Source organism: Asticcacaulis sp., from assembly GCF_035497195.1.
Taxonomy (GTDB): domain Bacteria; phylum Pseudomonadota; class Alphaproteobacteria; order Caulobacterales; family Caulobacteraceae; genus Asticcacaulis.
The window spans coordinates 372,976-394,061 of the sequence record NZ_DATJDZ010000014.1 but is presented as its reverse complement, the minus strand read 5'-3'; the positions used below and the strand labels follow the sequence as shown (position 1 = coordinate 394,061).

The 21,086-nt window shown below is 59.3% G+C and carries 26 protein-coding genes; 11 read left to right on the top strand and 15 right to left on the bottom strand.

The annotated features are described in order from the left end of the window. Positions 1 to 49: 49 nt before the first annotated feature. Entirely contained in the window at positions 50 to 1,081 is a 1,032-nt protein-coding gene (locus VL130_RS05920; protein WP_325361816.1) for an aspartate-semialdehyde dehydrogenase, read from the bottom strand. 99 nt (positions 1,082 to 1,180) lie between these two features. Further along, the gene (locus tag VL130_RS05915; protein WP_325361815.1) at positions 1,181 to 1,591 is read right to left on the bottom strand and encodes a response regulator; all 411 of its coding nucleotides are present in this window, start codon (positions 1,589 to 1,591) and stop codon (positions 1,181 to 1,183) included. 82 nt (positions 1,592 to 1,673) lie between these two features. Here VL130_RS05915 and VL130_RS05910 point away from each other — a divergent pair, with 82 nt between their 5' ends. Then, positions 1,674 to 2,540 (top strand): NAD(P)/FAD-dependent oxidoreductase, encoded by an 867-nt coding sequence (locus VL130_RS05910; RefSeq protein ID WP_325361814.1) that lies wholly within the window; start codon positions 1,674 to 1,676, stop codon positions 2,538 to 2,540. Here VL130_RS05910 and VL130_RS05905 read toward each other — a convergent pair. Then, the gene (locus VL130_RS05905) at positions 2,516 to 2,782 is read right to left on the bottom strand and encodes a hypothetical protein (protein WP_325361813.1); all 267 of its coding nucleotides are present in this window, start codon (positions 2,780 to 2,782) and stop codon (positions 2,516 to 2,518) included. The genes VL130_RS05910 and VL130_RS05905 overlap by 25 nt on opposite strands. 182 nt (positions 2,783 to 2,964) lie before the next feature. On the opposite strand from VL130_RS05905, the gene zapE reads away from it, so the two are divergent. Together zapE and cimA are read left to right on the top strand one after the other, a co-directional pair. Continuing rightward, positions 2,965 to 4,077, top strand: a complete 1,113-nt coding sequence (gene zapE / locus VL130_RS05900; RefSeq protein WP_325361812.1) for a cell division protein ZapE — start codon at positions 2,965 to 2,967, stop codon at positions 4,075 to 4,077. Positions 4,078 to 4,125: 48 nt separating this feature from the next. Continuing rightward, on the top strand, positions 4,126 to 5,709 hold the full coding sequence (gene cimA / locus VL130_RS05895; protein WP_325361810.1) for a citramalate synthase: 1,584 nt from the start codon (positions 4,126 to 4,128) through the stop codon (positions 5,707 to 5,709). Positions 5,710 to 5,713: 4 nt separating this feature from the next. Here the strand turns inward: cimA and VL130_RS05890 are convergent, their stop codons facing one another. Beyond that, complete coding sequence (locus tag VL130_RS05890) at positions 5,714 to 6,499, bottom strand: CoA ester lyase (RefSeq protein ID WP_325361809.1); 786 nt, start codon at positions 6,497 to 6,499, stop codon at positions 5,714 to 5,716. Positions 6,500 to 6,508: 9 nt separating this feature from the next. Next, positions 6,509 to 7,543: an aldo/keto reductase gene (locus VL130_RS05885; protein WP_325361808.1), complete on the bottom strand. Its 1,035-nt coding sequence runs from the start codon at positions 7,541 to 7,543 to the stop codon at positions 6,509 to 6,511. Positions 7,544 to 7,696: 153 nt separating this feature from the next. Here VL130_RS05885 and VL130_RS05880 point away from each other — a divergent pair, with 153 nt between their 5' ends. Further along, complete coding sequence (locus VL130_RS05880) at positions 7,697 to 8,449, top strand: Bax inhibitor-1/YccA family protein (RefSeq protein ID WP_325361807.1); 753 nt, start codon at positions 7,697 to 7,699, stop codon at positions 8,447 to 8,449. A 57-nt stretch (positions 8,450 to 8,506) separates the two neighbouring features. On the opposite strand, the gene VL130_RS05875 is transcribed toward VL130_RS05880, so the two are convergent. From VL130_RS05875 to acnA, 5 genes are all read right to left on the bottom strand, one after another. Next, the gene (locus VL130_RS05875) at positions 8,507 to 8,854 is read right to left on the bottom strand and encodes a DUF2794 domain-containing protein (RefSeq protein WP_325361806.1); all 348 of its coding nucleotides are present in this window, start codon (positions 8,852 to 8,854) and stop codon (positions 8,507 to 8,509) included. 411 nt (positions 8,855 to 9,265) lie between these two features. After that, a complete protein-coding gene (locus VL130_RS05870) occupies positions 9,266 to 9,904 on the bottom strand; it encodes a glutathione S-transferase (protein WP_325361805.1) in 639 nt (212 codons plus the stop codon). A 65-nt stretch (positions 9,905 to 9,969) separates the two neighbouring features. Next, the gene (locus VL130_RS05865) at positions 9,970 to 10,245 is read right to left on the bottom strand and encodes a hypothetical protein (protein WP_325361804.1); all 276 of its coding nucleotides are present in this window, start codon (positions 10,243 to 10,245) and stop codon (positions 9,970 to 9,972) included. A 1-nt stretch (position 10,246) separates the two neighbouring features. Beyond that, positions 10,247 to 10,504 carry a hypothetical protein gene (locus tag VL130_RS05860; protein WP_325361803.1) on the bottom strand — a complete coding sequence of 86 codons (258 nt, stop codon included), beginning with the start codon at positions 10,502 to 10,504 and terminating at the stop codon, positions 10,247 to 10,249. Positions 10,505 to 10,661: 157 nt separating this feature from the next. Continuing rightward, positions 10,662 to 13,367, bottom strand: a complete 2,706-nt coding sequence (gene acnA, locus VL130_RS05855; protein WP_325361802.1) for an aconitate hydratase AcnA — start codon at positions 13,365 to 13,367, stop codon at positions 10,662 to 10,664. Between the two features lie 189 nt (positions 13,368 to 13,556). On the opposite strand from acnA, the gene ccmA reads away from it, so the two are divergent. Together ccmA and ccmB are read left to right on the top strand one after the other, a co-directional pair. Next, complete coding sequence (gene ccmA, locus VL130_RS05850; protein ID WP_325361801.1) at positions 13,557 to 14,192, top strand: heme ABC exporter ATP-binding protein CcmA; 636 nt, start codon at positions 13,557 to 13,559, stop codon at positions 14,190 to 14,192. Positions 14,193 to 14,342: 150 nt separating this feature from the next. Continuing rightward, entirely contained in the window at positions 14,343 to 15,011 is a 669-nt protein-coding gene (gene ccmB / locus VL130_RS05845) for a heme exporter protein CcmB (RefSeq protein WP_325361800.1), read from the top strand. A gap of 3 nt (positions 15,012 to 15,014) precedes the next feature. Here the strand turns inward: ccmB and VL130_RS05840 are convergent, their stop codons facing one another. Continuing rightward, positions 15,015 to 15,365, bottom strand: coding sequence for a hypothetical protein (locus VL130_RS05840; RefSeq protein WP_325361799.1), 351 nt, complete (start codon positions 15,363 to 15,365; stop codon positions 15,015 to 15,017). Positions 15,366 to 15,435: 70 nt separating this feature from the next. Between VL130_RS05840 and VL130_RS05835 the strand changes: the two genes are divergently transcribed. The 4 genes from VL130_RS05835 to VL130_RS05820 all read left to right on the top strand — a co-directional run bounded on the left by VL130_RS05835 (position 15,436) and on the right by VL130_RS05820 (position 17,480). After that, on the top strand, positions 15,436 to 16,155 hold the full coding sequence (locus VL130_RS05835) for a heme ABC transporter permease (protein ID WP_325361798.1): 720 nt from the start codon (positions 15,436 to 15,438) through the stop codon (positions 16,153 to 16,155). Positions 16,156 to 16,164: 9 nt separating this feature from the next. Beyond that, on the top strand, positions 16,165 to 16,320 hold the full coding sequence (ccmD, locus tag VL130_RS05830; RefSeq protein WP_325361797.1) for a heme exporter protein CcmD: 156 nt from the start codon (positions 16,165 to 16,167) through the stop codon (positions 16,318 to 16,320). After that, positions 16,317 to 16,847: a DsbE family thiol:disulfide interchange protein gene (locus VL130_RS05825; RefSeq protein ID WP_325361796.1), complete on the top strand. Its 531-nt coding sequence runs from the start codon at positions 16,317 to 16,319 to the stop codon at positions 16,845 to 16,847. The genes ccmD and VL130_RS05825 overlap by 4 nt, the downstream gene beginning before the upstream one ends. Before the next feature lie 96 nt (positions 16,848 to 16,943). After that, positions 16,944 to 17,480, top strand: a complete 537-nt coding sequence (locus tag VL130_RS05820) for a response regulator (protein WP_325361795.1) — start codon at positions 16,944 to 16,946, stop codon at positions 17,478 to 17,480. A 122-nt stretch (positions 17,481 to 17,602) separates the two neighbouring features. On the opposite strand, the gene VL130_RS05815 is transcribed toward VL130_RS05820, so the two are convergent. From VL130_RS05815 to VL130_RS05805, 3 genes are read right to left on the bottom strand one after another with little or no spacing between them, the layout of a single operon-like run. Beyond that, positions 17,603 to 17,995, bottom strand: coding sequence for a hypothetical protein (locus tag VL130_RS05815; RefSeq protein ID WP_325361794.1), 393 nt, complete (start codon positions 17,993 to 17,995; stop codon positions 17,603 to 17,605). 6 nt (positions 17,996 to 18,001) lie between these two features. Further along, entirely contained in the window at positions 18,002 to 18,199 is a 198-nt protein-coding gene (locus tag VL130_RS05810; RefSeq protein ID WP_325361793.1) for a SlyX family protein, read from the bottom strand. Continuing rightward, positions 18,196 to 19,059, bottom strand: a complete 864-nt coding sequence (locus VL130_RS05805; protein ID WP_325361792.1) for a prephenate dehydratase — start codon at positions 19,057 to 19,059, stop codon at positions 18,196 to 18,198. The genes VL130_RS05810 and VL130_RS05805 overlap by 4 nt, the downstream gene beginning before the upstream one ends. Before the next feature lie 297 nt (positions 19,060 to 19,356). Between VL130_RS05805 and VL130_RS05800 the strand changes: the two genes are divergently transcribed. After that, entirely contained in the window at positions 19,357 to 20,001 is a 645-nt protein-coding gene (locus VL130_RS05800) for a cytochrome c family protein (protein WP_325361791.1), read from the top strand. A gap of 96 nt (positions 20,002 to 20,097) precedes the next feature. Here the strand turns inward: VL130_RS05800 and VL130_RS05795 are convergent, their stop codons facing one another. After that, a complete protein-coding gene (locus VL130_RS05795; RefSeq protein WP_325361790.1) occupies positions 20,098 to 20,952 on the bottom strand; it encodes an NlpC/P60 family protein in 855 nt (284 codons plus the stop codon). Positions 20,953 to 21,086: the final 134 nt, after the last annotated feature.

Below are 21,086 nucleotides of genomic sequence, written 5' to 3'. Positions count from 1 at the left end.
GGCGGAACCATCAGGCTCCACCGGCTTCTAACATCACAATTTGTGAGATTTAAGCGTCGGCTCGGGCCACAATGACACCGCGTTCGTCGAGGAGTTGTGCGATCTGCACGGCGTTGAGCGCCGCGCCCTTGCGCAGGTTGTCCGAGGCACACCACAGGTTCAGGCCGTAGGGCACCGTCGGATCGTTGCGGATACGCGATACATAGGTATCGAACTCACCGACGACCTCGATCGGGGTGATATAGCCACCCGGTTCGCGTTTATCGACCACCGCCACGCCCGGCGCGTCACGCAGGATTTCGCGGGCTTCGCGTTCATCGAGCGGCGACTCAAACTCGACATTGATCGATTCCGAGTGACCGACAAACACCGGCACGCGCACGCAGGTAGCGCTGACCTCAATGGTCGGGTCCATGATCTTGTGCGTTTCCACGACCATCTTCCACTCTTCTTTCGTCGAGCCGTCTTCCATGAAGACATCGATGTGCGGAATGACGTTGAAGGCGATCTGCTTGCTGAACGTCTTCGGGGTCTTGTCGCCCATGCCGTAGATGGCCTTGGTCTGGTCCCACAACTCATCCATGCCCGCCTTGCCGGCGCCGGCGACCGACTGGTAGGTCGAGACGACAATACGCTTGATCTGCGCGGCGTCGTGCAGCGGCTTCAGCACGACCAGCATCTGGATGGTCGAGCAGTTGGGGTTGGCGATGATGTTCTTCTTCTTGGCGTGCCAGACGGCATCCGGATTGACCTCCGGAATGATCAGCGGCACGTCGGGGTCCATGCGCCAGGCCGAGGAATTGTCGATGACGATGGGGCCGAGCTTGCCGATCTTTTCCGACCAGGCTTTCGACACCTCGCCGCCGGCGCTCATCAGCACGATATCGACCTTTGTGAAGTCGAATGTTTCGAGGTCGAGGCATTTAAGGTTTTTTGTGCCGAAGGACACCTCTGCACCCACCGAACGACGCGATGCGACCGCGTAGATGTCCGAGATGGGGAAGTTCACTTCTTCGAGGATCGTCATCATTTCACGACCCACAGCGCCGGTGGCGCCGACTACGGCGACCCGATAACCCATAATGCTGCTCCTTGTTTATAATGCAGAGCAGCGCAAATGATCCTTTTTAGCCCTTATGACAAGGCCTAATTGTCCACAACAACCAATTTTACCCGGAAACTAAAGCACCAGCCTGATATCCGCCGGCCCGGTGCGATTGGCGGCGCGCAAAACGCTATCGAGCGCACCGATCAGGGCCGTCGAGGTAAAGGGCTTGCTCAGGTGGCCGTCGCCGCCGGCCTCATAGCCCTGGTCGATCTGATCAGCGCTCTGATTGCCGCTGAGGAACAGGATGGGCGTATGGCCAAGGTGGAAGCCGCCTTCCATCTGGCGGATTTCACGGACGGCCTTCAGCCCCGACAGCACCGGCATTTCCATATCCATCAGCACGGCGTCATAGTCATTGACCTGCCAGGCCTCAACGGCTTCGCGGCCGTCAGTGGCGAAATCGACATCTATCCCCGTCGCCGCCAGCATAAGATCGATCATCTTGCGTTGGGTGGCGTTGTCTTCGACGCACAACAGTTTCATAGTCTTCCCCTTTTGCCCCAGGCGTGCGATTTGTGGCGAATCGCAACCTGTAACAATTATATACAATACGTGTTAGTCAGTTATGAAGATTTCCGAAACACAGGTTCTCATTATCGGCGGTGGTCCGGCCGGGATCAGTTGCGCCATCTGGCTGAAAAAGCTGGGCGTAGACTGCGTGCTGCTGGAGGCTTCGGCGCAGCTTGGCGGCCTGCAAACGCGCAGCCCCTATGAGAATTTATGGATACCGGGCGTGCAGGGCAAAACCGGCCAGCAGGTGGCGGCTTCGCTGGCGGATCATGCAGCGGCGGTAGGTGTTGATGTGAGGCTGAAGTGCCCGGTGATTTCCGTTGATGGCCGCCAGGTGACGACCGCCATGAGCGTCTTTACCGCGCCGTATCTGGTGATCGCCACGGGCTCACAACCGCGCACCGGTGGCTTTACGGCTTCGGACCGGATTATCATCGGCCCTGGCGTGGGAATGGAGGCGCTGGAGGTCAAAGGCAAGCGCGTGGCCATTTTCGGCGGCGGCGATAATGCCTTTGATCAGGCGCGCTTTGCCCGCGATCGCGGGGCTAAGGTGACGATCTTTTCCCGCAATATGCCGCGCGCGCAGACACTGTTGCAGGCGCTGATCCCGGAGGTAGGGGTGGTGGTTGGTGACTATGCCGCCGATCAGAACGCCATGACGGTGAATGGCGAACCGTTTGATGCCTTCGGGATCATGTTCGGCTTTGAGGCTATGGCGCCGACGGGACTAACGCTTGAACTCGACAACGGCTATGTGCGTGTTGATCGCTTCGGCGAAACCAGCCTGCCGGGCGTTTATGCCTGCGGCGAGGCGACGGATTACTGGCACCCATGCGTAACGACCTCGGCCGCGCATGGCATTCAGGTGGCGAAGCAGATTTCTATTAAGCTTCAAAGCTATTCATCAAAATCGGTCAATTGACCAGGCTTGCGCTTGTCACGCTTTTCTAGGCGGATTTTTTTTGCATCTTCTTCCAATTCGTATGTAGATTTACGGTTGAAAATCGGATCCCAGCGATCGGCATCCCCAAAAGCAGTCCATAAACGATGCCAGAAAGGCTTCGACTTCCATTTTTTGTTCGTCATCACATAGACAAATATAAATATCCCGCCAAGTATCCACACGACACCATAGGCATTGTGGAAAGCATTCCAATAAGCCATCTCATATCTCCCCGTGTCGTACGACCCTTATGAAGACAGACCATAGGCGTCACCGACACATTTTCCAGCAAATTCCTTCACGCACATGCAGCATTTTTTTAACGCCATATTGAGCCGTATCGTTTATAACCGACCGCAATAACTGGTGGGTGGCCGCGCAGGCCGTCGCGTGAACAAGTCGAATGGCCAATATCCGAAGTGAATACAAACGCCTGCTGAAATCAGGCGAGATCATTCCCGATGCCGCCCAGAGGGCGGCCATCGAGGCATTGGTCGTGCTTGAGCGCCGCATCCGCCAGAGCCGCGCCTTGTGGCGGCGTATTCTCGGTATCCAGCCACGCGTTTGCGGCTTGTACCTCTGGGGACCGCCAGGCCGCGGCAAGTCCATGATGATGGACCTCTTCTACAACAATATTCACAAGATCCCGAAGCGCCGCGTCCACTTCCACGCCTTCATGGCCGAGGTGCATCACTATATCCGTCTGTGGCGCGAGAGCGACGCAAAAACACGCAAGATCAATTTCAGCACCCACAAGGGCGACGATCCGATCGCGCCGGTGGCCCGTCTGATCGCCAGCCAGTCACAGCTTTTGTGCTTTGATGAGTTGCAGGTCACCGATATCGCCGACGCCATGATCCTGGGGCGTCTGTTCGAGGCGCTGTTCGCCCGCAAGGTCATCCTCGTCGCCACCTCCAATCGTCCGCCCGACGATCTCTACAAGGACGGCCTCAACCGCGAGCATATTCTGCCCTTTATCCAGATGATCAAGGACCGCACAACGCTGGTCGAGGTGTCGGGGCCGAAGGATTTCCGCATGGACCGCCTGCGCGGCGCCAGGACCTGGTTTTCGCCGTCCACCGAACCGCACGCCATTGCCGCTTTCAATACCTTGTGGGCCGACATGAAGCATCTGATGACCGAGATGGACACGGTGCTCACGGTCAATGAGCGCAAGCTGCATTTCGCCCGCGCCGCCGGGCCGATGCTGCGCGCCACCTTCGGCGAGCTGTGCGCCGCCAATAACGGGCCGTCCGATTATCTGGCGATTGCCGAGCGTTTCACTACGGTCTTCATCGAAGGCGTGCCGATCCTGTCACCTTCCAACCGCAACGAGGCCAAACGTTTCGTCACCCTGATCGACGCGCTCTATGAGGCCGGCACCAAGACGGTGATTCTGGCCGATGCGGAGCCTTCCCGGCTCTATCCGGCAGGCGACGGCGCATTCGAATTCGAGCGCACGGTGTCCCGGCTGGAAGAAATGCGATCGGAAGATTATCTCAACCGCGCCGGTTAGTTAGCTGAAATCATTTGACCGCACTTATCCCCATTCTGTAGATGGGGCATGGCCGAACGTATCTATCTTTATGACTCCACGCTGCGCGACGGTGCGCAGGCGCAAGGAATAGACTTTTCTGTTGCGGACAAGCAGGCGATTGCTGCCGCGCTTGATGCGTTTGGCATTGACTATATCGAAGGCGGCTGGCCCGGCGCCAACCCGACCGATGACGCCTTTTTCGCCGCCCTGCCGAAAACGAAAACCGCCAAGGTGTCGGCCTTTGGCATGACGCGCCGCGCTGGCCGTTCGGCTTCCAACGACCCCGGCTTGCAGGACCTGCTGGCGGTCAATACGCCGACGGTCTGTCTGGTGGGTAAGACCTGGGACTGGCAGGTCGAGACGGCGCTGAAAGTGTCCACCTCCGAAAACCTGCGCATGATCAGCGACTCGCTGGCGCATATCCGCGCCAATGGCCGTGAAGCCGTGTTCGACGCCGAGCACTTCTTCGATGGCTACAAGGCCAATCCCGCCTATGCCATCGAAGCGCTGAAGGCGGCCCATGAAGGCGGCGCCAACTGGCTGGTGCTGTGCGACACCAATGGCGGCTCGATGCCGTCGGAGATCAGGCGCATCGTCAGCGCCGTGAAGGACGCCCTGCCGGAGGCCAATCTCGGCATCCATTGCCATGACGATACCGAACAGGCCGTAGCCAATTCGCTGGCGGCGGTCGAGGCCGGCGTGCGCCAGATCCAGGGCTGCATCAACGGCATCGGCGAGCGCTGCGGCAACGCCAATCTGATCGCCATCATCCCGACCCTGATGCTCAAGATGGGTTACGATACCGGCCTTTCCGCCGAACAACTGACGCACATCGGCGAACTGTCGCGGCTGGTCGATGACCGGCTGAACCGTGCCCCCAACCGCCACGCGGCCTATGTCGGCGCCAGCGCCTTTGCGCACAAGGGCGGGCTGCACGTCAGCGCCATGAACAAGGACAGCCGATCCTATGAGCATATCGATCCGGCCCTGGTCGGCAATTCGCGCCTGATCCTGGTGTCGGACAAGGCCGGCCGCGCCAATATCGTCAACCGCCTGCACCAGATGGGGATCGAGGTCGCTGACGATGACGATCATATCGGCGCGCTTGTCACGGCGGTAAAGGAACGCGAAGCGCTCGGCTATGCCTATGAGGACGCCAGCGCCAGTTTCGAGCTGATGGCGCGCGAACGCCTGGGCCAGTTGCCGCGCTATTACGAACTGCAAAGCTACCGCGCCCTGAATGAATATCGCCTCGACGAAAAGGGCCATGCGTTCGATGTCTCCGAGGCGACGGTAAAGCTCATCGTCAAGGGCGAGCAGGTGATGAGCGTGGCCGAGGGCAATGGCCCGGTTAATGCGCTCGACGCCGCCCTGCGCAAGGCCCTGACGCCGCACTATCCGCAGCTCGAGGCCATGCACCTCAACGACTACAAGGTGCGCATCCTGACGCCTTCGGACGCCACCGCGGCGTTGACCCGTGTCATGATCGAAAGCCGTGATGACCAGGGCCGCACCTGGAACACGCTGGGTGTCAGCCACAATGTGATCGACGCGTCATATAATGCGCTGTTCGACGCGATTACCTATCACCTGCTGAAATCCGGCGTATAATCTCTTACTTCCCCAGAATAGCCTTCGCCTGGTCCAGATGCAGGCGTTCAACCATTCCGCCATTGACCGATATGACGCCGGAGTGGCTGTCTTCAAAGGCGGCAACCACGGCCTGCGCCCACTCTATTTCCGCTTCCGAAGGCGAGAAAGCCGCTTCGCACGCCGCAATCTGTGCCGGGTGGATCAGGGTCTTGCCATCGAAACCGAGGCTGCGGCCCTGTTCGCATTCCACCGCGAAACCCGGTTCATCCGTGTACTGATTATACACGCCATCGAGCACGGCCAGTCCATTGGACCGCGCGTACAACACAATCTGCGACAGGGCGAAGAGGATATCAGCGCGGCCTTCCATCGGCCGGGTGCGCAAATCCTTGCGCAGGTCGTTCGGGCCGGCGATAAGACCCTTCACGCCGGAAGCCGCGATTTCCGCCAGATTGACCAGCCCTTGCGCCGTCTCGATCATTGCCCACAGCGCCACGCCCGGCCAAACGTGCGCCACGCCGGTGATATCGGCCACGGTGTTCACTTTGGGCACCACCAGCCCGTCGATGCGCAAGCCCGCCAATGCCTTCTGAATGCCACCCAGATATTGCGGATGGATACGTACCAGCACCGTCTTCGCCACGAACCCGCCGCTGAGCGTTTCCGCCAGCCGCATCAATGCGCCATCGCGTTCGGCATCACCGACGGCATCTTCCAGATCGAAGATCAGCGCGTCGCAGACAAGCGTCGCTGCCTTGGCCATAGCCTTCGGGTTAGCGCAGGGAATGAACAGGATCGAACGGAACATGACGATCTCCTAAGGGCAGGGATTGGGATGGCTGAGGTGCAGCTTGAGCATGGCCTTGTCGATTTCCGGCGTCCATTCGGTATCAAAGGCGTCGATATCGCTGACCAGTTGTTCCATCGTGCTGGCGCCGATAATGGTCGAGGTGACGAACGGCCGCTGATCGACGAATTTCAGCGCCAGTTGTACCGCGCTCAGACCCAGTTCGGCGGCCAGATCGACATATTTGTCGATCATCGCCTCACCGCCGGGGCCTTCATAGCGGCCCAGGCGCTGATAGAGCGTCTTGCGCGCGCCTGCCGGCAAGGCGCCGTTACGGTATTTACCCGTAAGATAACCCTGCGCCAGCGACGAATAGGCCAGCAGGCCGACATCTTCGCGCAGGGCCACTTCCGCCAGGCCGTAATCGAAGCTGCGTGAGACGAGTGAATAGGCGTTCTGGATCGAGGCGATGCGCGGCAGGCCGTGCTTTTCCGATTCAGCGATGAACTTCATCACACCGTACGGGCTTTCGTTCGACACCCCGATATGGCGGATACGACCGGCCTTTACGTGGCGATCGAGCGCTTCCAGGATATTCAGGAAGCTCTCATGATCGGCATCATAATCCGTATAGTGATGGAAACCGAAGCCGGCATAGCGGCGGTCGGGCCAGTGGAGTTGGTAGAGGTCGATATAGTCGGTTTGCAGGCGTTTCAGCGAGCTTTCCACGGCGGCGTCGATATGATCGCGGGTGTGACGCGGGCCGCCGCGTATCCAGGTCATGGCATCGGCCCGTCCGGCGATCTTGGTGGCGAGGATAATATCCTGGCGATTGCCCCGTGTGGTCAGCCATTCGCCGATGATCCGCTCGGTCGCCCCTTGCGTTTCCGGCTGCGGTGGAATGGCGTAGGCCTCGGCCGTATCGATGAAATTGACGCCGCGCGTCAGCGCATAATCCATCTGCGCCCAGGCATCGGCCTGCCCTACCTGACTGCCATACATCATGGTGCCGAGGCAGACACGAGACACTTCAAGGCCAGTGCGCCCAAGCGGAGAATATTTCATGCGGATTTCGCCCAAATTTACTTAGATAATCAAAGTCCCTGCGGGTAAGAGAAAGCCTCTTGTCAGGAAAGCGCCACAGTCCCATATTATCAGGAGATCACCTTGACAAGACAGGTCAGAGGCATCGAGACATTTAACAGGGGTTTTAAACCTATGAACGACATGGACACTCGCTATATTGCTATGCCTACGGCGGAGGAACAGGCCAAGGATATGGGCCTGAAGAACTTCCTGATGGGCATTTACCAAAAGATGGCGCTTGGCCTCGTGGTGACGGGCGCCATGGCCTGGGCCGTGGCGAATACACCGGCGCTGGCAGGCCTGCTGTATCAGATTACGCCGGAAGGCCGCATTGCCGGCTATACCATCCTCGGCTGGATATTCGCCTTCGCACCGCTGGCCCTGAGCTTTATCTCCGGCCGCTTCATGAATGGCCTGGACGCCAAGGTTTCGGGCGCCTTCTATTGGGTGTTCGTCGCCGTCATGGGCGTGTCGCTGTCGTCGATCTTCCTGCTGTACACCGGCATCTCGATCGCCAACATCTTCTTCATTACGGCCGCTACCTTCGGCGTGGTCAGCCTCGTCGGCTACACCACAAAGGTCAACATGACCGGCTGGGGCGGCTTCTTCTCGGTCGCCGTGCTGGGCCTGATCATCGCTGGCGTCGCCAACGCCTTCCTGTTCAAGAGCGGCCTGATGAGCATGGTCATGTCGGGCATCGGCGTCCTGCTGTTCTCGGCCCTGATCGCCTACCAGACCCAATCCTTGAAGAACCTGTATTATTCGGCGGGCCAGGTATCGGCCAATCACCGCGCCGCGCTGACCTATATCGGCGCCATCGGCCTGTATGTCAGCTTCATCAACCTGTTCTTGAGCCTGCTGAACCTGTTCGGCGGCCGTCGCTAAAATCGACTAAAGCCTGAAATTGAAAAGCCCTCCGGATCATTCCGGAGGGCCTTTTTGTTACAGCACGTCGAACTTGCGCTTGTCGAGCACGGCCAGAACCGGTCCCAGTTCACGGCCGCGCTTGAGGATCAGCCCCGCCTGATTGAACGCGGCGAAGGCGCCCTGCTTGCGCGCCAGCGAAGGCCGTTTTTCAATTCGGTAGAATGGCGCTTCACCGGAGCGGCGGAAAATGTTGAAAGCCACGGCTTCAGCCAGTTGATCAATGGCGTAATCGCGCCATTCGCCCGCCGCCACCTGCCGGCCATAGAGCCGCAGGATCAGCTCCAGTTCCCGGCGTTCGAAGAACACCGGGCCTTTCAAATCAGGCTGTGGGCCAAAGGCGCCGCTAAAATCCTGAATACTCATGCGCACAAGAATCCGCAGTAAAATGTGACCTGATTACGCCTGATGTGGCTGAATCGCGCAAGTAAATTTATATCCTCGTCTTTATGGGATCGTTATTAAAAGGACGCGATATGACCTTATTTTGGCCCTTTGACGGCCCGGTTCCGACGCAAATATGTAGATGTCGGCCGAGGCGATTGCTAGGGTTCCACCCTGAACAGCCCCCCCAGCCCCCGGAACTCGGTAGTTCCTTGGCCGGCAGTTAGTTTTTTCTTCCCCGAGATTATTCTGGCGCTGCTACGTTCCCCTGCGTAGCGGCGTTTTTTTTGATTTTTTGTTCTCTCAAGCCGAGGGGCTTACGCGCAAACGTGCGCGGCGGCCAGTCGGCCTTGCCAAATTCCAAGGAATTTGGAATTTATGATTATGGCCTGACTACTCCGCCCAGAGACCGACCTTCGATTTCGGCATGGCGACGAAGAAGGGCTGCGCTTCCAGCCGCGCCAGCCAGCCGGTGACATTTTCAAACGGCTTGAGATCGACCCCGCCTTCCGGCGCATGGGCGACATAGGCGTAACAGGCGAGATCGGCCAGGGTCAGGGTGTCATCCACCAGCCAGGCGCGGGTGGCCAGGTGTTCATCCATCACATGCAGGAAATCGTGGGCGATCTGGTGCGCCGGCGCCGGATCAGCCGGCGTATTGAAGATATGGATGCGCCGGGCCGCCGCCAGTCCGAAAGCGATCGGTCCGGAGGCCTTGCTCACCCAGGCCATGACCTCGGCGAAGCGCTTCGGTTCCGTCGGCAGGTATTTGCGTTCCGTATCATAGGTCAGGGCCAGATAGGTCAGGATGGCGACCGAATCCCAGATGATCGTGCCGTTGTCATCGATCACCGGCACCTGACCGAAAGGGTTCATGGCCAGGAAGGCTTCGCTCTTCTGCTGCTTGCCGCGCAGGTCGATATCGATGCGCTCGAAAGGCAGATCAAGCGCCCGCAGCAGCAATTCGACGCGGTGCGTATTGCCGGAAACCGGAAAGGTGTAGAATTTGATGGGTGTGGCAGGCTGGGTCATAACGGCTCCTCGGTGTGGTGAGGCCTGATTAGTCGGCACGCCGCCAGATTATAGCAGCAAGCGGCTTATACACCCTGGCGCAAATATAGCGCTATACGCATTCCGGCGTCGGCCAGCACGAATACCGACGGGCCGATCATGGCGATGGCGAGAAACCGCCAGCCACCGCCCTTGCGCAAAGTAACGATACCGCAGCCAAGCGCCATCAGCGCCGCGATGAGGCCCCCGATCGCCAGGGTGCGACCGGCATTAGCATCCGCCGCCGGAGCGAGGTTCAGGATAATGGCGAACAGGGCGGCCACGAGGCCGGCAATGGCGATGATCGAAGCGCGATTTTTCATATCAACAACTGGTCCACTCGACATAAACGACTTCATCAGGGTGATGCTCAGAGATCGTTTCCATCGCGTCACTGATGGCTGCACGGTCATTCAGCGGAATGTCGTATGTGAAATTGGTGATGCTGATACCCTTGCCTCGGTATGTCTGGAGTTCGACCTCAGTAAGGACGCCTTGATTGACCCAGAGATTAGGCGGAAACTTATCGAATTGTTCCGTTATCGTATCCAGACCTGCTCGTGTCATAATTAAGAATGCCATCACACCTTCCTCCACTTGATGGAGTGTTAGCCGGGATTGCTCAGGTGGTCCAGCGAGCACTACCGAGTTACGGGTGCAGGGTCGTAACGACCCTGCAAAAGAAAGGCCCTCTGGTCCGAAAACCAGAGGGCCTTTCTTTTATCAATTGTCGCAGAACTTAATCGGCCGCTTCGGCCGAGACGGTGCCGCGGGCCAGGTTACGCAGGACGTACGGCATGACGCCGCCGTTGCGATAATATTCCAGCTCGGTCGGCGTATCGATGCGGCAGCGGACCGGGAACCGGGCCACCTTGCCATCGGAAGCGCGGAACAACTCGACGATCAGCTCGGCGCGCGGCGAGACATTTTCCAGGCCACGGATGGTGACGATTTCCTCGCCGGTCAGGCCGAGCTTGGCCCAGCCGTCGACCTTGAACTGCAAGGGCAGGACGCCCATGCCGACCAGGTTCGAGCGGTGGATACGCTCGAAGGATTCGGCGATGACGGCGCGGACGCCAAGCAGCTTGGTGCCCTTGGCGGCCCAGTCACGCGACGAGCCGGTACCGTATTCCTTGCCGGCGAAGACGACCAGGTTGCGGCCTTCCGACTGGTAACGCATGGCGGCGTCATAGATCGGCATGACATCGCCGGACGGGAAGTGCTTGGTGACGCCGCCTTCGATTTCCGGGGTCATCTTGTTACGGATGCGGATGTTGGCGAAGGTGCCGCGCATCATGACTTCATGGTTGCCGCGGCGGGCGCCGTAACCGTTGAATTCCGACACAGGCACGCCGCGATCGATCAGATACTTGCCGGCGGGCGAAGCCGCCTTGAAGGAACCGGCGGGCGAGATGTGGTCGGTGGTGATCGAGTCGCCGAAGACGCCGAGCACGCGGGCTTCCACGATGTCGGTCACCTTGTCCGGCGTCATGGTCATGCCGTCGAAATAGGGCGGGTTGGCGACATAGGTCGATTCCGCGTCCCAGCCGTAGGTCTGGCCGCCGGCGACCGGGATGGCCTGCCAGTGCTTGTCACCCTTGAAGACGTCGGAGTAACGGTTGGAGAACATGGCGTTGGTGACGTGCTTGCGTTGCAGGTCGGTGATTTCCTGCGTCGTCGGCCAGATGTCCTTGAGGTACACAGGCTCGCCATTGGCGCCGGTGCCGAGCGGGTCATTGACCAGATCGACATTCAGCGAGCCAGCCAGGGCGTAGGCGACAACCAGCGGCGGCGAGGCCAGGTAGTTGGCGCGGACGTCGGGGTTGACGCGGCCTTCAAAGTTACGGTTGCCGGAAAGCACCGAGGCGGCGACCAGATCGCCGGCATTGACGGCGGCCGAGATGGCTTCCGGCAGCGGGCCGGAATTGCCGATACAGGTGGTGCAGCCGTAACCGACGAGGTTGAAGCCCATGGCGTCGAGGTCTTCGGAAAGACCGGCCGAGTTGAGGTAATCGGTGACAACCTGCGATCCGGGCGCCAGCGAGGTTTTCACCCACGGCTTCACTTTGAGGCCCAAGGCGCGCGCCTTGCGGGCCACGAGACCGGCGGCGATCAGGACCGAGGGGTTCGAGGTATTGGTGCAGGAGGTAATGGCGGCGATCACCACATCGCCGTGGCCAACGGTGAAGTCGGAGCCTTCGACCTGGACGCGCCTGGCTTCGTCACCGGCCTTGCCGAATTCACCTTGCAGGGCGGAGGTGAAGGCGGTAGCGGCGTCCGACAGCAGGACGCGGTCTTGCGGACGCTTCGGACCGGCCAGCGACGGCAGGACGGAATCGAGGGCCAGTTCGAGCGTGTCGGTGAAGACCGGTTCGACCGACGGGTCGAGCCACAGGCCTTGCGCCTTGGCGTAGGCTTCGACGAGCGCGACGCGTTCCTTGGTGCGGCCGGTTTCGGTGAGGTAATTGATGGTCGGCTGCGAGATCGGGAAGAAGCCGCAGGTGGCGCCGTATTCCGGGGCCATGTTGGCAATGGTCGCCTGATCTTCGAGGGTCAGGTTGACGAGGCCGTCGCCGTAATATTCGACGAACTTGCCGACGACGCCCTTCTTGCGCAGCATCTGCGTGACGGTCAGCACCAGGTCGGTAGCGGTGGCGCCTTCGGGCAGCTTGCCGGTCATTTTGAAGCCGATGACTTCGGGGATCAGCATGGGGATCGGCTGGCCGAGCATGGCGGCTTCGGCTTCAATACCGCCGACGCCCCAACCGAGGACCGACAGGCCGTTGACCATGGTGGTGTGCGAGTCGGTGCCAACCACGGTATCCGGATAAGCGACTTCGCCGCCATCAGCCACGGCCGTCCAGACGGTCTGGGCCAGGTATTCGAGGTTGACCTGGTGGCAAATGCCGGTGCCGGGAGGCACGACGCGGAAGTTGTTGAAGGCCGAGGACCCCCAGCGCAGGAAGTTGTAGCGCTCGATATTGCGCTCATATTCACGATCGACGTTCTGCGTGAAGGAGGTCTGCTGGCCGAAATAATCGACCATGACCGAGTGGTCGATGACCAGATCGACCGGGTTTAGCGGATTGATCTTCGCCGGATCGGCGCCAAGCTTGACCATGGCGTCGCGCATGGCGGCCAGATCGACCACGGCCGGCACGCCGGTGAAATCCTGCATCAGCACGCGGGCCGGACGGAAAGAGATTTCGTGCTCGACGGCGCCCTTGTTCTTGACCCAGGCGGCCATGGCGCGGATGTCATCGGCCTTGACGGTGTCGCCGTCTTCATTGCGCAGCAGGTTTTCCAGCAGCACCTTCAGCGAGGCCGGAAGTTGCGAGACGCCTTCGAGGCCATTGGCTTCGGCGGCTTTGAGATCGTAGTAGGTGTAGGTTTTCTTGCCGACCTTCAGTTCGGCCTTGGACTTGAAGCTGTCAACGGAAGACATGTACGCTGTATCCTTCTTTCGAATCCGCCAGCCGCCACGATGACAACTGTAAATTTAAGAACGCGCGTAAATGAAGGACGCACAGGGTCTCGACATTGCGCTGCAATACCTTAAAGGCGGAGCAACTGCCTTCTAAACTTCTTATTTGTTTTCGTCTATGTAAGCCGTAAGGCGAAAAGGGTTATTTTTATGGGCATGAGTCTGAAGGTCGAAGGGGTGAGCCTGAAAAAAGGCTATAACCTTCTGATTCATAATCTGAATTTTGATATTTCGGGCGGCGATGCGATTAGCCTGACAGGCGAAAACGGCGTCGGAAAAACGACGCTTTTACGCACGCTGGCAGGCTTTCTGATGCCGTTTGCAGGCGTGATTTCTGCATATGAGAATGATGCGCAGATCGAGCCGGAAATCATGCATGGTCGCATGACCCATTTCCTTGGACATCATGATGCCTTAAGCCCGTCGCGGACGGTGGCGCAGGAGTTGCAATTCCAGGCGGACTTTCTCGGCGGCGACGTGTCCGGCATCGAACAACTGAACCTGATCGGCCTGCTCGATCTCGAAACGCGTTATCTGTCGGCGGGCCAGAAACGCCGGCTGTCGTTCGCGCGGCTTTTGATGGCGAAGCGGCCTTTGTGGCTGCTCGATGAGCCGATGGCGCCGCTCGATGTCGGCCATCGCGCGCTATTGGCTGGGATCATGCAAAAGCATCTTGCGGACGGCGGACTGATCATCGCGGCGGTGCATGATGCGCTGCCGTTCGAGACGCGCGGTCTCAAACTCGAACGGCCAACGGCGAAAGAACGCGAGGCGGCCAGTGTTTAGAGGAACGCACATCTTCTCCTCCCCTGCAAAGCGGGGGAGGTGGCCAGCTTGTCTGGCCGGAGGGGGCCTCTTGGCAGCGGTAACGCCCCCTCCGTCGCGGACTTCGCCGCGCCACCTCCCCCGCACGCTGCGCTACAGGGGAGGAGAAGGATGATCCGCGCCGCCATCGCCTTGATCAAGCGCGACCTTGGCCTGTCACTGACCCGCGGTGGCGGCCCCTTGCTCGCCGTCGGTTTTTACCTGACCCTGATGGCGATGATCCCCTTGAGTCTCGGTCCCGATCAGGCGGTGCTGTCGCGCATCGCCGCCGGCCTGACCTGGCTGTGCCTGGCACTCTCCAGCCTGTTGTCATTGGAACGCCTGTTCGAGCGGGATTACGAGGATGCGGTGTTCGATACCCTGCGGCTCGGCCCTCTGCCGCTCGAAGGGATCGCCCTGCTGAAATGCCTCAGCCAGTGGCTCGGCACCGGCGTCATATTGTCGTTGATGACGCCCGTGGTCATGATCATTCTTGGCGCACCGGTCTCGCTGGCGCTGATGGGACTGATCTCGGCATTTCTGGGGAGTTTGAGCTTCGCCCTGATCGGCGGAATCGGCGCGTCACTGGCGCTCGGATCGCGCAAGGGCGGCGTGTTGATGGCCCTGCTGGTTTTGCCGTTTTACGTGCCGCCGGTGATCTTCGGCGCCGGCCTGATGCAGGCGGTGCAGACCTCGACGTCACCCCTGCAGGCGCTGGCGTTTCTTGCCGCCTATGCCCTGTTCGCTTTGGCGCTGGGACCGATCGCTATGGGCGCGGCCTTACGCAGCGCGCTCAGCTAAGCCTTACCACGGCAGGAAGCGGGTCACCTTGATATGGTGCTGGCGATAGACAACGCTGCGGGTGTTTTTGCTGCCGAACCAGTAGCGCGCCGGGATACTCAGGCCCAGCATGACGAGAATGGAAATCTGGATCAACATCCGCGCCACCGCCTCATCGGCCACGAAACGCGCGATCCCGGCAGTGATACCGGTCATCAGCGCGGCGATGAAAAAGGCCATCCAGCGACAGTCCTTGCGCATACTGAAATAATAGATGGCGAGGGTGATCATGAAGATCAGACCCAGAATAAAGTGATCGAACGACATCGGCGCCTCCCAGCGATTACCATGATCATAGCCGAAAACTGCAAGCAATCCGTTAACGCCATGTTGGTTCTAAGAGTGGCCTCTTGCCGAAAATCACCAAACCCCCTATGTCCGGATCATGATCAATTTCCTCGCCAATCCGGAACGTTTCACCCGCGTCACGCGGCCCCTGCGGTCGTGGCTGGCCGGATTGACCGCGCTCCTGTTCGTCTGGGGGCTGTATCTCTGCTTCGCCTCGCCGGAGGATTACCAGCAGGGCGATACGGTACGGCTGATGTATATCCATGTGCCGGCCGCCTGGATGGGACTTTTCATCTACGCCGCTATGGGGGTCGCCAGCTTTTTCGGCCTGATCTTCCGCCATGCACTGGCAGATGCGGCAGCGAAGGCCCTGGCCCCGATCGGCGCGGTCTTCACCGGACTGGCGCTTGTCACCGGTTCGCTGTGGGGCAAGCCGATGTGGGGCGCCTGGTGGCAATGGGACGGCCGCATGACCTCGGTGCTGGTGCTATTCCTGTTTTATATCGGCTATATCGCGCTTCATGCCTCGATCGAGGACGAAACCCGCGCCGCCAAATCGACCGCCATTCTTGCGCTGGTCGGTCTCGTCAATTTGCCGATCATCAAGTTTTCGGTCGAATGGTGGAACAGCCTGCATCAGGGCGAGAGCATCTTCGTCAAGGGCGGCCCCACCATCGCCGCCTCCATGCTGTGGCCGCTGTTCGTCATGGTGGCCGCCTATCATGTGCTGACGATCTGGCTGTTCCTGGTCCGGCTCGATTCCGAAATCCTCGCCCGCAAATACCGCGCCCTGCGCGCGCGCCTTAGCTTTAATTAGGAGAACGCCTTGGACCTCGATATGGGCAAGTACGCCTTTTACGTCTGGGGCGCCTATGGGGCCACGCTCCTTGGTCTCGGCGCGCTGGTCGTGATCTCCCTGCGTGTGCAGGCGCAGCGCCGCATGGTGTTGGAGGCCTTGCAGGCGGCGGCGGAAACCCAATGAAACGGCTGGTCTATTTCGCGCCGCTGGTACTGTTCGTCGGCCTGCTGGCGGTGCTGGGCTATTATAATTTCCATAAAAAGGCGCAGTACGAACCGCGCGAAATGGTCGGCAAGTCGGTGCCGGACGTGGTGATCAATGACTTGCAGGATGGCACGCCGGCGTCACTGAAAGCGCTGGTCGCCGGTTTGGACAAGCCGGTGCTGGTCAATGTCTTCGCCTCGTGGTGCGCGCCGTGCATCGCCGAAAATCCGCAACTGATGGCCTTGAAGGCGAAGGGCGTGACCATCATCGGTATCGCCTGGAAGGACGAACCGCAAAACACGCTGAATTTCCTCGCCCAGCATGATAATCCGTATGTGAAGACGCTGACCGATCCGGATGGCAAGATGGCCCTGGCTCTGGGCATTTCGGGTGTGCCGGAAACCTATATCGTCAGCCCGGACGGCACCATCACCGACAAGATCGCCGGCCCGATCGTGCCGGATACCTTTGAAGCGGTCTATGCCGAGGTCAGCGGCCGAAAATAAAAGTTGTTTTTAAGAACTTTATAAAAGGTCCGGTAACCGCGTTCGCTTATGATGATCTCAGCTCCAATCACTACCTTTGGAGACGGGGAGAGTAAATTGGCCAGTCTGGCGCGCGTAAGGTTCCTGGTCGTTGATGACAACGGCCATATGTCCAACATCATCAAGACGATTTTGCGCGGCTTTGGCGCGGTCCACATCGTCGAGGCGCGTGACGCCGCCGAGGCTTTTCATCGCCTGAAAAGCGACGCTATCGACATCATCATCGTCGATTACCAGATGGAGGTGCTGAACGGCGTCGAATTCATCAACCTGGTGCGCAAGTCATCGGACAGCACCAATCGGTTCATACCGATCATCATGCTGACGGCACATTCCGAGCGTTCCCATGTGCTTGACGCCCGCGACGCCGGTTCGACCGAGTTTTGCTGCAAACCGGTGACGGCGACGGAACTGTATCGCAAGGTGGTGTCGATCGTCGATCACCCGCGCCAGTTCATCAAGGCCGGCAACTATTTCGGTCCGGAACGCCGCCGCAAGGCAGACGCCAAATATGCGGGTCCGGAACGCCGCAAGATCCGGCCGGAAAACACGGCGCCCGACAACGAACCGACACAGCTGGATCAGGCGTCTTAAGGTCGTTATAAGAACCTGTTGTCTGTTCGGATGGCTATCACCGACGTGATCGCGGGTCCGATTGTGCCGGATATATTAGATGTATGCCGAGGCCAGTGGGAAAAAGTAGGTACTTCCTGCCTCTAACCAATCCAAGGAATAGGTGCGGGTTTCATTGCAATCACCAGGCTGGCCTCACTGCCATGCTCCACTGAAATGATATGCCGAGGCTCAAAAGGTAATTCGGTGCCAACCCGAAGACTATCATTTTCGCTTATTGTGGAAGGTTGATTATCTAATACTCCGATATAGCCCGTTTCCGTTCGCCTGCTGACAATCACCCACATTCTTTCGAAGGATTCAGCTTCATCTTCGCTATGGAGCGCAATTCGGAATATGAGCTTTGCGATGTCGCCTTTATCGAGTATTTTTCTGACTTCCAAATCAGGAATTTCGAACGTCTTTGCCGCTTCTCGGTGATACTGTTCACCATCCTCAAGACACCAACCATCCAATTCAAAATTTGGCGATCTCATCGACTTTCAATAATGCGGGGGCTTGGTCACCGGCACCTCACCTGTACCGGCATCCAGATTTTCCAGACGCTCGCCCAGGCGTTCGAGGGTGCGCTTCATCCGGTCGATGACCTTCCATTGTTCGGTCAGTTGTTCCGACAGTTCGTCGATGGTCTTGCCCTGGTGCGCGATGGTTTCCTCAAGGGCTGTAATGCGGTCGCTCATCTCTGGCCCTCGGAATTACGGAAGGGATCAAGTGGATAGGTGCCGAGAATCTCGACATCGACAGCGAAGAAATTGATCTCCTCCAGCGCCTGTTTCAGACCGCCTTCGCTCGGCCGGCCTTCGACATCGCAATAGAAGACGGTCGAGGCGAAGACGCCGTTTTCGATATAGCTCTCCAGCTTGGTCATGTTGACGCCATTGGTGGCGAAACCGCCCAGCGCCTTGTAGAGCGAGGCCGGGATGTTCTTTACGCGGAAGATAAAGCTGGTCATGCAGTCGATACCGGGCGCGGGTTCGACCACGCGGTCCTCGGTGGTGAGTATCAGGAAGCGCGTCGTGTTGTTTTGCGCGTCTTCCATATGGCGGCGCAGGATTTTCAGGCCGTAAAGCTCGGCGGCTGGCTCCGGCGCGATGACGGCGCGATCGAGTTCGCGCGTCTCGGAAAGCGCGCGCGCCGCGCCGGCGGTGTCGTGGAAAACCTCGGCGGTGATGTTCAGTTCCTTCAGCGCCTTGCGGCATTGCAGCAGCGCCATTGTGTGCGAAGCCGCCACCTTGATGTTGGCCAGTTCGGTTTCAGGCACACCCATCAGGATCATTTCGATTGGCAAAAAGCGCTCGCCGATGATCTTCAGGCCGGAATTCGGCAGCAGGTGATGCACGTCGGTGACGCGGCCGGCAACGGAATTCTCGACCGGGATCATGCCCAGTTCGCACTCGCCGTCACGCACGGCGGCGAAGGCGGCTTCAAAAGTTGGGAAAGGCGTCGGGGCAAACTCGCCAAACCAGCGCTTGATGGCCTGATGGCTGAAGGCCCCCGGCTCGCCCTGATAGGCGATCTTGCGAATGGTTTGCGCGTTCATGGTAGTCCCTCAACCTCAGAAAATGCCAAAACCGAACCCGGTTTTGGCAAGCACAAATGTGCGCCCGAGCCGATGCGAGGAGCCGCAGTTAGCGTTGAGCGGATTAAGTGCGACGAAATGCCACGCAAGGTCCTATTTTAGTCCGCAGGGCCTAAAAGTGAGCTTGCGCAATTGCCGGTAGCGTGTCAGAGAGCCAAACGCAAGTAGATCAATAAGCCTTGCTTTCGCCACATATTGACACACGTCTCTGGTGGCCTAAGCTTCGGCACGAATGAATCAACAGGGTAACTTGGCGACATGAGCGGCGACCTTCAGGTAAACAAAATTCTCGGTGCGGTCCTGGCGACCGGTCTGGTCATCATGGGCGTCAAGCTCGGCGCGGAAGCGATCTACCATCGTGAGGCGCCCGAAAAGCCGGGTTACGCGATCGAAGTCGCCGATACCGGTGGCGAAGGTGGCGCTGCTGCCGCTGTCGATACCCCGCCCGACTGGGGCACGGTGATCCCGACCGCCGATATCGCTGCCGGCGAAAAGACCTTCAACACCAAATGCACCTCCTGCCATAATGACAAGCAAGGCGGACCCAACGCCATTGGTCCGAACCTGTGGGGCGTCGTCGATCGTCCGGTGGCTTCGCATCCCGGCATGGACTATTCCGACGCCATGAAGGCCCACGCCAAGGACGTGCCGAACTGGACCTGGGACGCGATGTACGCCTTCCTCGGCGCGCCGGGCAAGGTGGTCAAGGGCACCAAGATGACCTTCGTCGGCGTCAAGAAACCGCAGGACCGGATCGACCTGATCGCCTATCTGCATACGCAAGGCTCGACAGCTTATCCGGTGCCCGCGCCCAAGTCGGCTGCTGCCGCCCCTGCCGCGGGCGAAGCGCCGGCCAGCGCCCCCGCAGCAGCTGCACCCGCCGAAGCCGCGCCCGCCCACTAACGGTGCCGCCACTCAAGACAACAAAACCCCCGCCGGATCGCTCCGGCGGGGGTTTTCATTTCTTCTCCTCCCCCGTTTCACAGGGGAGGAGATGAATTACAGCCGTCTAAACGCCAGCGGCATACCGGAACCGCAGGAATCGATGCGGCCAACCGCATCGGCCAGCGGTTCGATGGCCACCTTCATATGGTGCGCATTGGCGTGAATGATGTGCACGTCGTCGGTCATGATGGCGACATGGCCCTTCCAGAAAACCAGATCGCCGCGCACCAGGCCGCGCAGATCAGCGCCGACAATAAGCGGCAAGCCCAGCTTCATCTGCATGTCGGAATCGCGCGGGCAGCCATAGCCGGCGGCGTATAGCGCCTGTTGCAGCAGGCCGGAGCAATCCAGCCCCAGGCTTTCGCGGCCGCCCCACTGATAGGGCGCATTGATATAGCTTTCCGCCACGCTGACGAAATCAGCGGCGAAGGTCTCAAAGGTCGACAGATGATTGGCGAACACCCAGCCCATTTCGTTGATATAGGCGAAACCATTCTCATAACGTGTCACCGACACCAGCGCATTGAGGCTAAGTGCGGAAAGCGTCGAGGCCTTCAGGTTCGGACCGGCGAAAACATAGGTGCGCAGGGTCGAGACATAGTGCGTCGGCAGATACCAGTCGCGCTTGAAGGCCGACACCGGCACATAGCCGACATAGCCATCGCGCAGGGCCTGGCCCCAGAAATAATCATGCTTGCGCTCGATGACCTTGAAGCGCTCGCCCATCAGCAACTGATCCAGTTGTTCGGCGCCCTGTTCGGGCTGCGACAGGATCGGGGCTGAGGCGTCATAGCAGCTCAGGATTTCGCCGGTGACATAGGTTTTCGCGCGGATCAGGCCTTCATGCGCCTGATCGGTTACGCCGTCCTTGAGGGGCGTGGTGCGTTTATCGAAAGGGTCATCACTCATATGCGTTTGCCTTCTACAGGTCACTCTATCCGTGGCGCGTAGCTATGCGCCCTATATGTGCACTGTACGGCACGGATGCAAAGATCGCCTTAACAGCCAAGGTCAACAGGAGATTTATGACTCCTGAAGCAGGT